The sequence below is a fragment of the Beggiatoa leptomitoformis genome (assembly GCF_001305575.3).
Taxonomy (GTDB): Bacteria; Pseudomonadota; Gammaproteobacteria; order Beggiatoales; family Beggiatoaceae; genus Beggiatoa; species Beggiatoa leptomitoformis.
Genome location: NZ_CP012373.2, coordinates 4,086,999 through 4,102,316 on the forward strand (window position 1 = coordinate 4,086,999; position 15,318 = coordinate 4,102,316).

General features: G+C 38.1%; 12 protein-coding genes. 6 read left to right on the forward strand and 6 right to left on the reverse strand.

Features of this window, described 5'->3' with window-relative positions; genetic code table 11:
• Positions 1-3: 3 nt before the first annotated feature.
• On the reverse strand, positions 4-3,753 hold the full coding sequence (locus AL038_RS17410) for a response regulator (RefSeq protein WP_062154998.1): 3,750 nt from the start codon (positions 3,751-3,753) through the stop codon (positions 4-6).
• 409 nt (positions 3,754-4,162) lie between these two features.
• On the opposite strand from AL038_RS17410, the gene AL038_RS17415 reads away from it, so the two are divergent.
• Positions 4,163-5,506: a GldG family protein gene (locus tag AL038_RS17415; protein WP_062154999.1), complete on the forward strand. Its 1,344-nt coding sequence runs from the start codon at positions 4,163-4,165 to the stop codon at positions 5,504-5,506.
• Complete coding sequence (locus AL038_RS17420; RefSeq protein ID WP_062155000.1) at positions 5,506-6,360, forward strand: DUF4340 domain-containing protein; 855 nt, start codon at positions 5,506-5,508, stop codon at positions 6,358-6,360. Before AL038_RS17415 ends, AL038_RS17420 begins: the two co-directional genes overlap by 1 nt.
• Here AL038_RS17420 and AL038_RS17425 read toward each other — a convergent pair whose 3' ends face one another.
• A complete protein-coding gene (locus tag AL038_RS17425; protein WP_062155001.1) occupies positions 6,361-6,828 on the reverse strand; it encodes a DUF4388 domain-containing protein in 468 nt (155 codons plus the stop codon).
• A 376-nt stretch (positions 6,829-7,204) separates the two neighbouring features.
• On the opposite strand from AL038_RS17425, the gene AL038_RS17430 reads away from it, so the two are divergent.
• A complete protein-coding gene (locus AL038_RS17430; protein WP_062155003.1) occupies positions 7,205-8,065 on the forward strand; it encodes a type I restriction enzyme HsdR N-terminal domain-containing protein in 861 nt (286 codons plus the stop codon).
• Positions 8,066-8,152: 87 nt separating this feature from the next.
• On the opposite strand, the gene AL038_RS17435 is transcribed toward AL038_RS17430, so the two are convergent.
• Entirely contained in the window at positions 8,153-9,076 is a 924-nt protein-coding gene (locus AL038_RS17435) for an extracellular catalytic domain type 1 short-chain-length polyhydroxyalkanoate depolymerase (RefSeq protein ID WP_062155004.1), read from the reverse strand.
• A gap of 151 nt (positions 9,077-9,227) precedes the next feature.
• On the opposite strand from AL038_RS17435, the gene AL038_RS17440 reads away from it, so the two are divergent.
• Positions 9,228-11,000, forward strand: coding sequence for an asparagine synthetase B family protein (locus AL038_RS17440; RefSeq protein WP_062155006.1), 1,773 nt, complete (start codon positions 9,228-9,230; stop codon positions 10,998-11,000).
• A gap of 42 nt (positions 11,001-11,042) precedes the next feature.
• Here AL038_RS17440 and AL038_RS17445 read toward each other — a convergent pair whose 3' ends face one another.
• From AL038_RS17445 to AL038_RS17455, 3 genes are all read right to left on the reverse strand, one after another.
• Entirely contained in the window at positions 11,043-11,519 is a 477-nt protein-coding gene (locus tag AL038_RS17445) for a protein YgfX (protein WP_062155008.1), read from the reverse strand.
• An 11-nt stretch (positions 11,520-11,530) separates the two neighbouring features.
• The gene (locus AL038_RS17450; RefSeq protein ID WP_062155010.1) at positions 11,531-12,862 is read right to left on the reverse strand and encodes an MFS transporter; all 1,332 of its coding nucleotides are present in this window, start codon (positions 12,860-12,862) and stop codon (positions 11,531-11,533) included.
• Positions 12,863-12,946: 84 nt separating this feature from the next.
• Positions 12,947-13,465 (reverse strand): NADH-quinone oxidoreductase subunit B family protein, encoded by a 519-nt coding sequence (locus AL038_RS17455; protein WP_062155013.1) that lies wholly within the window; start codon positions 13,463-13,465, stop codon positions 12,947-12,949.
• A 132-nt stretch (positions 13,466-13,597) separates the two neighbouring features.
• Between AL038_RS17455 and AL038_RS17460 the strand changes: the two genes are divergently transcribed.
• Together AL038_RS17460 and AL038_RS17465 are read left to right on the forward strand one after the other, a co-directional pair.
• On the forward strand, positions 13,598-14,665 hold the full coding sequence (locus tag AL038_RS17460) for a DUF2066 domain-containing protein (protein WP_062155015.1): 1,068 nt from the start codon (positions 13,598-13,600) through the stop codon (positions 14,663-14,665).
• Between the two features lie 149 nt (positions 14,666-14,814).
• Positions 14,815-15,237 (forward strand): PTS sugar transporter subunit IIA, encoded by a 423-nt coding sequence (locus AL038_RS17465; protein ID WP_062155017.1) that lies wholly within the window; start codon positions 14,815-14,817, stop codon positions 15,235-15,237.
• The last annotated feature ends 81 nt before the right edge of the window (positions 15,238-15,318 follow it).

The window sequence follows — 15,318 nt, forward strand, 5'->3', positions numbered from 1 at the left end:
TTTTTAGCGATATAACCAAACACGCAGTAATGAAATTAATTTATCCACATCAACAGGTTTAGAAAGATAATCATTAGCCCCCGCTTCAATGGCTTTTACTCTATCGCCCTTCATCGCTTTAGCGGTTAGCGCGATAATAGGTAATTTGCGAAAAGTGGGTTGCGCACGAATTTGTCGCATTGCTTCATATCCATCCATTTCTGGCATCATAATATCCATTAATACAATATCAATATCATGTTGCTCTTGCAAAATTTCTAGGGCTTTTTTACCATTTTTAGCAATAATAACCAGCATATTATTTTTTTCTAATACTGTTCCTAATGCAAATGTATTGCGCATATCATCATCAGCAATTAATACTTTTTTACCCTTTAATATAAGTGCTTTATCATGAATCTGACATAAAATAGCTTGCTTTTCTTGGGGAAGATGAGCAGCTACCTGATGCAAAAAAAGGGTGGCTTCATCCAATAAACGCTCAGGCGAATAAACAGATTTGATAGTCAGATGCTGACTACAATGTGCTAAACGCTGTTCTTCATTCGATGTTAATTCACGATTAGCATAGACAATTACAGGCGGATAAGGCATATTTTCCACTTGGTTTAACTGCTCTAACAAGCGTAATCCCTCATCATTTGCAACATCAATATCAACAATAACACAATCAATATCCAGTGTTTGCAAACTCTGTAATGCTTTAAGCATGGTTTCTGCGTAACTCACTTCTACATCACGTGTCACCACATATTCACTAATTGCCTGACGATGTTGCATATTATCGACAACAATGAGCAAATGTTTTAGCGTTTTGGCAATAAACTGCTCAATCCGTTTAAACGAATCGCTTAACTCTTCCATACTAATGGGCTTTAATAAATAACCAATTGCCCCCATTTGTCGCGCGTCCTTATCTTGATCTGTTGCCGACATGAAATGTACGGGAATGTGCCGTGTGTTTGCGTTATCTTTTAAACATTCCATCACTGTCCAACCGTCAATCAGCGGAAGTCCGACATCCAAGATAATGGCATGTGGTTGATATGTCTGCGCTAACTGTAGTCCCGCTTTGCCATCACTCGCAAGCAATGCTTTAAATCCTTTTTCTTGAGCAATTTCTTGTAATAATTTTGCAAAAGTAGGGTCATCTTCAATAATCAGAATAAATTTATCGTTAGGTTGAATGTGATCACGATCATCAGTAACTTCCTGTTTTTCTGGCATGACTGCATCAATAAATGCAGGAGATGATGTGTCACTACTCGCAACCAACGGCATAGGAGCAGGCAATATAACGGCGGGAGTGGGGGGATTATAATTTGATTGTTCACGGGGTATTGCGTCTAAACGCTCGGGTAAATACAGAGTAAAACAACTGCCATTACCAAGGCTTGTCGTAGCGTCTAAAATTAACTCCCCACCCAATAAACGCGACAATTGACGCGAAATGGATAACCCTAAACCCGTTCCGCCAAAACGACGGCTGGTTGTCCCATCTGCTTGGCGAAAGGCTTCAAAAACCAATGTATGTTTTTCTGGTGCAATCCCTATTCCTGTATCAATCACACTGATAGCTAAAGATTTTAATGGATTAAGCTGATAAAGACTCACGTCTATTTGTGGGCGTTCAACAAACAGCGTTATGCTACCTTTTTCAGTAAACTTGAAGGCATTAGATAATAAATTATTGATAATTTGTTTAATGCGTTGTGCATCACTACATACGATGTCAGGCACATTTTCGGCGATTTTAACCGTAAAAACTAACTGCTTTTGTTCCGCTACATGTTGAAACTTTAGGCGTGTTGCGTTGAGTAAGTCCGCCAAGACAATATTTTCTACGTGAACTTCTAATTTACCCGCCTCCACTTTGGATAAATCCAAAATATCATTGATTAAGGTTAATAAATCAGCTCCAGCACTGCGAATAGTTTGGGCATATTCCACCTGCTTATCTGTCAAATTATTTTCTTTATTACTGGCTAATAATTGCGACAAAATAAGCATACTATTCAAAGGAGTTCGCAACTCGTGTGACATATTGGCGAGAAATTCGGATTTATAACGGCTGGCTTGTTCTACTTCACGCGCTTTATTTTCAATTGCTTCTTGGCTTTTTTCTAAACTAATATTTTGCTTATGAATAGATTCTTTTTGTAATTCAAGCTCATGGGTACGGTTTTCTAACTCCTCATTGGCTTGGCGCAATTCTTCTTGTTGGGTTTGTAACTCTTCTGCTTGGGTTTGTAATTCCTCAGTTTGTTGTTGTAAAACATCTGCTTGACGTTGACTATCATCTAGTAATGATTGCATGACTAAACGGGATTGTGCGGTATTAATCGCAATGGCGACGGCAGGGGCAACTTGTTTTAAAAATTCCAGTTGTTCATCACTCAAAGCCCTAAAAGAGCCTAATTCTAAAACGCCTTTTAACGTTTCTTCATAAATCAGCGGATAAACAATAATAGTACGTGGTACAGATTTCCCCAATCCCGACTGTATAGACATATAATCTTCAGGAACTTCTGTGAGAATAAGTGGTTCACGTTCTATGGCAACCTGTCCGACAATCCCCTCACCAAACTCAAAACTATTCGCTAATTCTTTACGTTTATGATAAGCATAACTGGCTAATAAATTAAGATAAGGTGTGTATATTTTTTGTTTTTTATTCGGTTCTACGACTAAATAGAATAAACCAACCTGCATATTCAAATAAACGGTTAAAAAGGTGATGATATTTCGCGCTAACACGGTTAATTCTTGCTCACCACTCATTTGGTCGTTTAATTCAGTTTGTCCTGTTTTGAGCCAATCTTGTAATTCATTTCGCGTTGTTGCCTTGCGTAATGACTGATTCATATTTGCAATCGCAGTTCCGAGTTTATCATCTGCGGATAACGGATTAATTTTCTGCGAATAATTACCTGCTGCGATAGTATTTGCCTGATTAATAGTCCATTCCATTGTTTGTCGCAATTGTTCTGTTGCATTTACAATGTCGGCGATTTCATCTTTTCCTTGATGGATTAATGGCGTTACTTGTGGATTTCCTTGTGCAATGGCTTGTAAATGTTTTTTGACAGATAACAAAGGAATACTGATATTCCGCGCCACAGTAAAGCTAAAAAAGAATACAATTGCGGCTGCAAATACAATACTAATCAAAGATATCCAATAAGTTATTTGATATTGTTCATAAGTTCTAACATATAAGGCATTTGCATCTTCAATTTGATCATCTAACCAATTACTCAGCTTTGTTTGCAACATGATAAATACTTGATTCTCAAATTGAGTTGTACTTATAAATGCAGCTTCTCGTTGATTGTGCAAAGCATAATCTATGCTGAGATTAGACGCATGAAGATAGTCCTGCCATGCTGTTTTCAATTCGCGTAATATAACAATATCATTATCATCATTACGGTATTTTAAAAGATTTTTTTCGTGATCTTGTAACTTACTTTCAATAATATTTACCAGTATTCCATGTTTCTCTTGTAAAGCGACTCGTTGTTCTGTCCTTGGAGACATAACTATCTGTAAAGTCAGCTCACGAACTTTTTCAATCGGAACGCCAATTCCTTTTATAATCTGATTGGTCATATCCGCCGTATTATAGATACGTCCTAATGATGCGTAGGTTTTATCAATATAATAAATGCCTAATAATCCTACAAAAATAAGCGCGCTAATAGTCGTTAATGAGAGTAAGAAAAATTTGATTGCAATACGGATATTATTCATAAGAAATGCCTAACGTTGTCATAATGCTGTGCATACGATTCACAACACTTAAGGAAAGGAAAAAATTGTTTAAACCATACGGATGGTCTTTAATAAAGCAAAATTAATAAAGTAGTTATAACTATTTAATAATTAAACATTTTTTAATAAGAAACCAACGGTGTCTGAATTATAACGATGAAAAAGATTTCTCTTTTATTAGATAAGTAATACATTGTTCTATCTCACTTTATCAACCACCTCATTTAATCGTATCCCCAACAACAAATCCTTATGGGTTCAGCTCCCCCCGTTTTTTCAAGGATGATAAAGCATTAGTAGATATTAATCCCCTTGTTATGCTTTGCAAGTCATTTGCCATGACCCATAATAACCATACTTTTCTGTCGTCCACCAACAGCTAAACTGAATGAAATTCCGTTACTTAAAAATCCGTTTACATTATTTACTGGGCGTAAGTTTACTCCTAATCATTGCGGTTTTATCCGCCTTATTAAGTGTCCGTTATAGCACCGTCTTTGATTTTACTAATAATAACCGTTACACCTTATCAAGCGTTAGTCAACAATTACTTGCACAGTTTATTGAACCCATACATATTCGTATTTATGTCAGTAATGACCCAACTTTGCGCGAACCCATAGAAAATATTATTTTTCGTTATCAACGATATGACCCTACAATTCAAATCCAATTTATTGATCCATATAAAGCCCCCGCTGATGTGAAAGAACGGCAAGTAACGTTAGATGGAGAAATTTTACTGGAATATCAAGGACAGACAACCCATGTGCAAAAGCACGCAACGAAATTAACTGAACAAGATGTAAGTAGTGCATTACAAACGTTATTACGTCCCACACAACGGATTATTCGTTTTTTAACGTGGCATGGCGAGCGTAGCCCTTTTACAAATGCAAATCATGATGTTAGCCACTGGGCAACACAATTACAGAACACAGGATTCATAATACAAACATTACAGTTTGATAAAACACATACTATTCCAGCCGATACAACCGTTTTAATCATTGCCAGCCCTCAAGTTCCATTATTACCTGACGAGATGATGCAAATTATCGATTATGTTGATAAAGGGGGGAATTTACTCTGGTTACTAGAACCCGAAGAAACCATCGGTTTAGAAAAATTAATGGAAAAACTGGGGATTATTGTGCAACCGGGAATTATTATTGACCCAAATAGCCAAGTACCAAGCATGACAACCGCAACGCCTTATCGTCATCATCCGATTATTGATGGATTTATCTTACGCAGTTTATTTCCACGTGCCTGTGGTTTAATCGCGAGTCCACCCGCAGAATGGCAAGTTACTGATTTATTGCTCACCCCTGAAAACGCATGGCTAGAACAAGGGAAATTACAAGCCCCTATTCAATATGATAAAGGCGTGGATATTCCCGGCCCGCTCACCATCGCTGTCGCCTTAAGTAGAACACAATCAGTGGATAATAATTTGAAAGAACAGCGTATTATTGTAATTGGTGATGGCGATTTTTTATCTAATGCATTTCTTCAAAATGGGGGGAATGCAGAACTAGGCTCGCGAATAATAAACTGGCTAAGTCATGACGATAAACTCATCAACATTCCTACCACCATACGAAAAGATTTAAGCTTAAGCTTAAGCGAATACGAATCTATTTTTTTAGGGGGATTGTTTTTAGTAGTGCTACCCATCAGCTTTTTTAGTATGAGCTTATTCATCTGGTTACGGCGGAGAAAAATCTAATGCGTCAACGTTGGCTATTTATTCTCACTTTATTCACGCTCATAATGGGCTTGGGTTCAATCACCTTTTTCACCACGACAACCGACCTACCTACGCATGAAAAACAACATCTCACCACTTTAGACCCTAAAAAAGTCCAACACATTCGTTTAGAACGCTTAAACAAAGAAACGGTTGTTTTTACAAAAGACACGCAAGGAATTTGGTACGTTCAAGAACCTTTTCAATTACCCGCCAATCGGTTTCGCGTTGAAAATATCCTAACACTTTTATATAGCACACAATTTTCCCTACTAACCAGCGACAACATTAACCTTGCGGAATTAAAACTAGACCCACCATTGGTTAAAGTGACTTATGATGATTTTCCCATTCAATTGGGTTTAGTCTCACCATTTAATGACGGACGACGTTACGCATTAGTCAACGGTAAGGTTTATCTATTGTTAGATACGATTTATCGATTTTTAACGGACGAAGCAGCACTGGCAGTAAGTTTATTTCCACTGGGGGATAGTGCAGACATCATTGAACTGCGTCTGCCAACATTGCATCTTAAGCAACAAGAAGGAATCTGGAAATTACAACATACTGATACAGTAGGAATCAGCACGGATGACTTAACGGCATTAGTTGAAAACTGGCAACATTTACAAGCGATTAGTGTTGGACGTTATCAAGAAAAACCTGTACTCGCAATCATAGAAGTGATAACCAGCACACATACTTTTCATTTCGAACTACAGGCAACATATCCTGAATTCATTTTAGGACTACCTGAAAAGGGGATACTTTACTATTTGCCCCCAACTCAGGCGAAAACCCTTTTAGGGAAAACAGAAACGGGAAAATAACTATTGTTCAACAACTTGTCCGCGATACATTCGGAGTGATTTTTTGGGGGGGACGGTTGACGATTCACCATTGGCTTCTACCTTAACAACTGCTCCTCGATAGACAGCAGAAGCAACCTTGTGAGAATGGGATAACGATTCAAGCTCTGCTAAATCAGGGCATGGATACCCCAATAATTCCAGAATATCCATTGTTGAGGGTAAATTGGTTTCTTCCATCAAAGAAAAGAAAATCTTCTCCGAAAAAGAACAGCTACCTGCAACCAGTTGTTTAATCTGCTCTACTGCGCTGATTCCTCTAAAATGTCCAAATGAACAAGAGATAATGTCGCCTTCTTTTAAAACAAAACTCACAGCTCGATTATCTTCAGACGCAATAAACAATGTTCCCGTGCTTCTACGACGACACAAGGTAACAAGTTGTTCCATTAACTCATGGAAACTTAACAGTGATTTCGTGTTAGCCATAATATGTTCACTCCATGCTGAATAGCTTACTTGCCTATCCATCAGGTGATTGTGTTAGCACAAGTAAGCCCCATGACTTTGGTGCGTCGCACAAAATATGCCAATGTACCCAATACTCTAGTAATTTTCTCAACTATTTATTTTTACAAATTTTTTTTAATGAAAACATCAAGGTAATAACCCTATGAACTGATATGAGACGCACGAAAAAAGTGCAATTATAGGTATAATCGCCTATTTACAGTGCAACTGAGAGATGAAAAAACTCCCATTTTCTGAAGTAAATACTGTTTTTATTCAACGATTCAAAAAATGATATTGTTCGGTTTGAATCGTCTTATAATCATTATTTTCGTACACCTAAAGGAGGTTTGCTATGTGGACAACTTGCGCTGGATGCAAATTCATTTTTCAAGTGGATTTTGCCATGTTTAATAAACCTGTTAAATGCCCGCGTTGTTATAAGGAATTTATGGCAGAGCTAACATTTGACCCACCACCGCCACAACTCAATGTAGCCGAAGAATTAACCAAAGTTGAGGGTGATGCAAAACAAAAAGCACAAGTCTTAAAAAAAGAAGTGCTAGAACGCATTGCTATTATTACCGAAAAGTTTAATGCAATACAATCACTTATTCAAAGTATTGCGCAAAGTAATCAGAATGAGAGTACAACTAAGTTGGTGATTGACCGTATATTACAAGATGTCTTGGGATATGAGATTAAAGATATTTTGATGGAAAAGGATATTCAAGGCAAAAAAGCGGATTATGTGCTTTCTGTGCAAGGAAAACCTGTTTTAGTATTGGAAGCAAAACGTGTCAATTTAGCCCTCAAAGACAAGCAAGTTATACAGGCAACAACTTACGGCGCGTATTCGGGCATCAAATGGGCATTACTCACTAATCTACAGGTTTGGCAGCTATACCATATTGCTTTTACGGGCGACAAAATAGTTCCCGATTTAATTTTTAGTATTGATTTACGTGATGGTTTGGATAGACAAGAAGCGCAGTATTTTTACATGTTTTCTAAACATGGTATGGAAAATCAAGCCTTTTTAGAAAGATTACGACAAAAAGTCGTTGCATTGCGACGGGAAAATCTTTTAAGTGCCTTATTATCTGATGAAGTTGTGCGCCAAATGTGCACCACGTTAAATAACATGACGCAATGTAAATTAACTGAGCTAGAAATTAGAAGAGCAATTGAGACACAAATTATTAATCATACTTAACAGACAACAGAAAAAGAATCGGTGTCGAGTACATCACCTTGTAACGCACCGATTTATAATTTATAAACGCATTTTATAAACAAACGTTTAAGGTAACTGATAATGCCTAAAAAAACGCCAAAGTAATTCATTAGCAACAATTGCCGTTGATGGTCTATCACTATCCATACCTAATCCCCGATGACCTCCCGCCCACGCATGTCCACCATCGTTTGTTAAGTAATAATGCAGTTCTACGTTATTCTCGCAACCACTCCATTTATAAAATGTATAAGATGCGGTGCCGATAACTATCTGTTTATTCTTTTCACAATGCGCCAACGTTGCAAATATATTCAATGTATTATCTACAGAAGGGTTATATTGTCTAGCGATACTCACCAAACCCACTCCCCCTTGATAAGGAACATTGTTATCCAATGTAGAGTGAAAATGAATAATTGGAACAACTCTACTAGGATTACAAGGGGTTATTTGAATAGTTCCCGCATTTGTAGCAATTGCTGCAATTTTATTAGGCAATTCACACGCTAAACGATAAGCAAGCATTGCCCCATTAGAATGTCCTGTTGCATATACTTTCTTTGTATTTATCCGATATTTTTGTGCGAGTTGGTTGATTAGCAAATTAATAAAGCCAACATCGTCAACATCAGTAATTGCATTTTTGCCACAACATTTTCCTGCATTCCAAGTACGCAATCGTAATAAACCCGCCGATTTTAAGCCATCAGGATAAACGACAATAAATTGTTGTGCGTCGGCTGTTTCACTGAGTTCGCTGAGTTTTTCAAAGTTCTTCCCATTGCCTCCGCCCCCATGAAATGCCAGAACAAGGGGGAATTTTTCTTGATTTTGATAATAATTGGGCGGCAAATGTATCCTATAAGTACGCTCCTGATTATCATAAAGAAAGCTTTCTTCTATCGTAAAAACCTTCTCCGTCAATGCAACATTACGTCCGTAAACATTTAGCGAAAGCAGGCAAATAATGATAATTAACAACGGCATTTGTATTTTATCCTAAAAAATGGTCATTATTCCTTTAAATATTAATATAGTAAGCTTTCAACTTTATTAAGTCCCAATTTAAACAATTTTTATTATTTGACCGTAAAATAAGGCGATACCCTTACTTTAAACATCCACACAGGAAATCTTTATGGGCTGTTTATTTGGCTATGTTGGCAAACCCAACGATAATTTATTAACAAATATGGCAAAACGGTTGCATCATCGCTGTCATCAAGGATGGGAACAAGTCAGCACACCATTACATGATGGTGATGTGTTAGCCGTTGGACAGGGGCTATCCAGTTGGGGAAAAACAACACAACTTGCTAAATATCAACGACAATTATTTGCTTATGATGGTGTATTTTTTGATAAAAACCCGACATTTTGTCAAGCCGCGCGTGATTCATTATTAACCCCTGATTTTTTTCATTTACTTCATCCAGATACCCAAAAAGCCTTAAACAATCTGACAGGTGCATTTGTTTTAGCCTATAGCGATGGAGAAACCAGCTATTTATTACGCGACCACGGCGGTGTAAAAACCCTTTATTGGACAGTGCATCAAAGATGCTTATTATTTGCCAGCGAAATTAAAGCGTTATTTGCAGAGGCTACTCTACCACGTCGGATGCGTTACAGTGCGTTGCCTGAATATTTTGCGTTTAGTTTTATTCCGGGGGAACGCACCATGTTTGAAGGAATTTATGAGTTACAAGCAGGAACATTACTGCGGTTTAAACAAGGAGAAGTTAGCTTACAACGTCAATTTACCGTTGAAACACTGGAATGGACACCAGAAACACCACCGACAGATTATGTCGAGTTAGTTCGTCATCATTTATTTGAAGCTACCCGTGACTGTTTGCGGATGAGTCGGCAGTTGCCTGCGGTATTTTTGTCGGGCGGGATTGATTCTAGTTCAGTATTAGCCACTGCTTGTGCTTTGTTACCCGAGCAAAAAATTCCAACTTTTTCTGTTCATTTTGGGACAGAATACGCGAATGAAAATGAATTTGTGCGTTTAATGGTTGAACGTTATCAAACGGAACATCATTGGCTACATGTACGCCCTAGTGATTTTTTAGCCGATTTCCGCGAAATTATTTGGCGATTAGATGACCCTATTGGCGACCCCGTGACCGTGCCAAATTATTTGCTTGCCCGCGAAGCCGCAAAAGTAACCGATGTTGTTTTGAATGGTGAAGGCGGCGACCCCTGTTTTGGGGGGCCTAAGAATATCCCAATGTTACTCGCTCGTTTATATGGCACTTTACCAGATGAATCTAGCTTAGGATGGTTAGAGCGGAATTATTTACAAACCTTTCAAAGAGCTTTTCCTGATTTAAATCAACTATTCACGCCTGATGTGTTACAAGGTTTAAACACTGAAGCACATTTAATCGATATTCTGACACCGTTCTTTAAAACAGAAAAACCCGTTGATTTTTTAAATAAATTAATGTGTATGAATATTCGTTTAAAAGGTGCAAATTTAATTTTAGTAAAAGTAGATAAAATGAGTTCTGCTAACCAATTATTGGCATTACCGCCACTATTTTCTAAACAAATTATTGAAGCGAGTTTGCAATGTCCGCCCGCGTTAAAGTTAGAAGGCTCTATAGAAAAAAGTGTGCTTAAAAAGGCAATGCGTGATTTAGTCCCAGAACCCATTATTTTACGTCCTAAATCAGGCATGATGGTACCTGTGCGTTTTTGGTTTCAGGGTGAAATGCAACGTTATAGTAAGCATTTATTAAGCAAGAAAAATATTAAACGATTAGGCTTATTTAACCCTGATTATGTACAGCAATTACAGGCTTATGATATGGAAAACATCCATACAGGACGGCATGGGTTAAAGCTATGGATGTTAATCACTTTTCTACTGTGGTATGAGCAGATGATAGAGGCGCGATAACTGCATTTATTAATTGATGACCCGCAGATAGATATTACTGCTTCAAACGCTGGTATTGGTACTACTTTGGTTTGCAACTGCCGTTTTTAACAAAGTATGTTGATAATGCCTTAAATAAACAAGTAAACGCCGAAATGTATTTGGATTTATTGCATCGGGAAAAATGATTAAATTATCTATCTGCCATTTCGTCGTTTGTAACCGTAAGACGATTAAATAAGCATGATGATAGCTACTGGGTAAAATCTGCACAAATTGGTTATTTGTATAAATCAGATAGCCATGATGTAACGTGGCGTTATTCGCGGGGTGATGTTGAATAAGTATATGATAATAAATTACATAACTTATTTGAAGGAGCAGCATACCCCATAACGTTATTTTTAATAACAGCGGTAGTTGCAGCGGAATGAGCAACACGCCTGCGCCACCATAAATAACACTTAAAACCAAAAAAAACTGTTTAGAAACCCCTAGTTTTAAGTGTAATGGACGGGTGAACACAGACGTTTTTTTCATAACTTTAAGGGTTATAGTGTGGTATTACGCGCCGTAAACATACCCACAAAACGAGTAAGAAATTCGGGCATAAACAGGAAAATTCCCAAAGAATAGATAAAGTTTAATGCACCTAAACTGAGAAAAATTGTCCCAATACTCACCTCGTATTTTAATAATAACATGGCGTAAACCGATGAAAGTACCATAAATAACGCATTGATAATATTATTCGCTGCGATAATACGAGAGCGGTGGGCGGGGTCGCTACGGGTTTGAACAATGACATTTAAGGGGACGATGTAAAATCCACCAAACAATCCGATTAACACCAAATCCGCCAACACGCGCCAACTAGCAAACCCTTCCGATAAGAATGCAGAAACCGTCATCGTACCCGCTGGATGTTGTAACGCATAAAAATAATTACTTGCAAAATAAACATCTATAGAAAACAAAGTGATGCCTAACGCGCCTAAAGGCACTAAACCTGTTTCTAATTTTCCACGAGATAGCTTTTCGCACGAGAGAGAGCCTATGCCAATACCAACAGAAAACATAGTTAGCAATAGGGTTACAACCCCTTCATTTCCCCCCAAAATATATTTTGTGTAAGCGGGAAATTGTGCCAAATAGGTCGCGCCAACAAACCAAAACCATGAAATAGCCAATACGGATAAGAAGACACTGCGATTTTCTAAAGCAAACCCCATGCTGTGCAAGGTTTGAGAGAAGACATTCCAATTAACCGTAATATTAGGGTCAGCGGGGGGAACAGGTGGCACGTATAAACTGGCTATCCATCCTAATACGGCAATGACTACCACAATGGCAGAAACCCACATTGTGCCGTTTTCACTCGCGATAAGTACGCCGCCTAAAATAGTTCCTAACAATATGGCTAAAAATGTTCCCATACTAATCAAGCCATTACCGCCGACTAGCTCATCTTCATGCAATAGTTGTGGTACAACGCCATATTTGACCGGTCCAAATAAAGCAGATTGCGCACCCATAAGAAATAATAGCATGATAAGAATAAGAATATTATTTAGGAAAAAACCAAAAATGGCTAATCCCATCACAAAGATTTCCAATACCTTTGTCCAGCGCATTAAAATAGATTTATCATATTTATCTGCAATTTGTCCTGCTGTTGCAGAAAAAAGAAAAAAAGGCAGAATAAAAAACCCTGCGCTAAATGTTACTAATTGATTACTGTCCATTCCAAATAACGAGCTACCTTGAAAAATAATCAAAATAACCAAAGAATTTTTATAGACATTATCATTGAACGCCCCTAAAAACTGTGTACAAAAATAGGGTAAAAAACGGCGTGTATGAATGAGATGTGATTGGCTCATGGCGATGTAATGATATGAAGAAATAAAGAGAACATTTAAGCAATTAACCGAAAAATAACCCTGCTTAAACCCTTGGGATGGTTTTTATTTTTTTTGCCGTATTGCTTGTAAAATCCCTGTGAGTAACGCTGTTGGCGTGGGTGGACAGCCTGCAATCATCACATCGACAGGAATAACGTGATTTACCGCGCCACAACTGGCGTAAGAAATACCAAATTCACCACCATCGACCGCACAAGCCCCCACAGCAATAACTAACTTGGGCGCGGGGGTGGCCTCATAGGTACGGAGTAAAGCGGCTTGCATATTGCGTGAAACAACCCCCGTAACCAGTAGCGCGTCCGCATGGCGAGGAGAAGCAACAAAATGAATACCAAAGCGTTCAATGCTGTAATAAGGGTTACTCAGGGCGTGAATTTCTAATTCACATCCATTACAAGACCCCGCATCAACTTGACGAATGGCTAAACTACCCGCAAATAAATGGGCAATTTCTGCCTGCACTTGTTTGCCGATGATTTCTGTTTCATCATCGCGCACAACAGGGGGGAAATCTTCCGTTATGATGCCTGTTTTACGGATTTTATTCAAAATGCGTAACATAACAACCTCAATGTTATACGATAGATGAACAGTGAGTTTTACTCACCTCAATAGCATTTCAATGTATTATAACAGCGTCCATTCATAGGACCGTTAAGTATTTTTAGGGTTTTCATTTGGGGTGAAAAAGTGATGTATCGGCAATTATTTTTTTGTATCGTATGGTTATTTTTTGGAATAAGCGTTGTACAGGCAGAGCAACCGTTGTACGAAGCAACAGTTCCCATTGCGAGTCGAGATGAAAGTCTATTAGATGATGGATTTACAAGGGCTTTTGCACAACTTCTGGTTGATATTACGGGAGATGCAACCGCCCCAGAGAAATTTAAAACATTGTTACCCAAAGCAACAAAACTTATTGCACAATATGAATATAAAGAACAAGCAGACAGTAAGTTAATGTTAATTGCTGGGTTTGAACCGCAAGGCGTTAAACGTTTATTACGCAGTGCATCCATACCCGTGCCACAAGCAAAGAAAAATCGTCCGCCGTTATTGACATGGATTGTTGTTGAACAAACAGAAATAAGCCAAATATTAAACGAAGATGAATTTGCAACTGAGACGGGAATGCTAAAAAAACAGGCCTCTCAGCGTGCTACCCCCTTATTATTCCCTGTGTTAGATATAGAAGACCGCAGTGCTTTACCCTTATCAGCCGTAAAAAGTGCGCAACAATCGGCTGCACTCAGCGTTGCTAATCGTTACGGTGCAGAGACTATGTTAGTTGGTTGGATAGCCAAGCAAAATAATGTATGGCAAGGACAATGGGTTGTTTACGCAAAAAATGCACTGGTTAGCCAATGGAATAATCAGAACACAGACTTAACCGCTTTATTGCAAACAACCCTGAATGAAGCCATTGAATATTTAAACCCGAAAAAAACTGCACCAACAACATCCGCCGCTACAACCAATAATGCTGTCGCAACGCCCATGCCTTCAGCCGTTGATGAAACCATAGAAATACAAATCACCGCTGTAGATAATTTACAAGATTATATGAAAGTTAATAACTACTTACAGGGATTGGATGCACTGCGAAACATTCAAGTACAAAACACCCAACAAGGACAAGTCACTTTTAAAGTAACGATTAAAGGCGGGAGTATGGCATTAAACCAATTATTTACGAATGATGATGTATTAATGGCAAGTCCGTCTTCTGCCAATAATAATACTTATCGTTTGGTAAAGTAGCGTTATCTATCAGAATATAGCTATTAAATAATCATAGGGTGGGCATTGTCCGCCCTACTTGACAACCCCCTTTTATAACCCAAATTCTTAACACGTAGCCCATAGACCCAACGGGCTTTATCATTCACCAGCTACCTGACGATATACGTATGAGCGTTGGCGTTTTTTTGATTACCCATGATGATATTGGTATTAGCCTAGTTGCCAGTTTACAACAAATGCTTGGCAATAAATTACCTTTAAATATTAAATCATTACCCATACACCACGACAGCGACCCGCTCGCGTTTTGTTACTATGCGGAAGAAATTTACGCCAGTTTAGAAGAAGGAGATGGCGTATTAGTGCTAACAGATTTATTTGGTGCAACACCTTGTAATATCGCGGTAAGTCTATTAAATCACTATCACGTTAAAGTGGTTGCAGGATTAAATTTTCCCATGCTGGTTAAAGTCATGAGCCACGCATTCACTCTACCCAATGCAAGCCTAGACGTATTAGCCGAGAAAGCCCTTAGAGGAGGCTGTCAAGGCATATTAGATGTGAGTTTGTTATACCCAAAAACGCCATAATGGATTTTGACAATCTTAAAAATATCACTATCGTACCCAATTACTTGATTTATTGAAATATAAATAAAAATAACCTAATTT

Coding starts and splice junctions, on each gene's coding strand:
- AL038_RS17410 (WP_062154998.1), bottom strand. CDS start 3,753: ATGAATAATATCCGTATTGCAATCAAATTTTTCTTACTCTCATTAACG.
- AL038_RS17415 (WP_062154999.1), top strand. CDS start 4,163: ATGAAATTCCGTTACTTAAAAATCCGTTTACATTATTTACTGGGCGTA.
- AL038_RS17420 (WP_062155000.1), top strand. CDS start 5,506: ATGCGTCAACGTTGGCTATTTATTCTCACTTTATTCACGCTCATAATG.
- AL038_RS17425 (WP_062155001.1), bottom strand. CDS start 6,828: ATGGCTAACACGAAATCACTGTTAAGTTTCCATGAGTTAATGGAACAA.
- AL038_RS17430 (WP_062155003.1), top strand. CDS start 7,205: ATGTGGACAACTTGCGCTGGATGCAAATTCATTTTTCAAGTGGATTTT.
- AL038_RS17435 (WP_062155004.1), bottom strand. CDS start 9,076: ATGCCGTTGTTAATTATCATTATTTGCCTGCTTTCGCTAAATGTTTAC.
- AL038_RS17440 (WP_062155006.1), top strand. CDS start 9,228: ATGGGCTGTTTATTTGGCTATGTTGGCAAACCCAACGATAATTTATTA.
- AL038_RS17445 (WP_062155008.1), bottom strand. CDS start 11,519: ATGAAAAAAACGTCTGTGTTCACCCGTCCATTACACTTAAAACTAGGG.
- AL038_RS17450 (WP_062155010.1), bottom strand. CDS start 12,862: ATGAGCCAATCACATCTCATTCATACACGCCGTTTTTTACCCTATTTT.
- AL038_RS17455 (WP_062155013.1), bottom strand. CDS start 13,465: ATGTTACGCATTTTGAATAAAATCCGTAAAACAGGCATCATAACGGAA.
- AL038_RS17460 (WP_062155015.1), top strand. CDS start 13,598: ATGTATCGGCAATTATTTTTTTGTATCGTATGGTTATTTTTTGGAATA.
- AL038_RS17465 (WP_062155017.1), top strand. CDS start 14,815: ATGAGCGTTGGCGTTTTTTTGATTACCCATGATGATATTGGTATTAGC.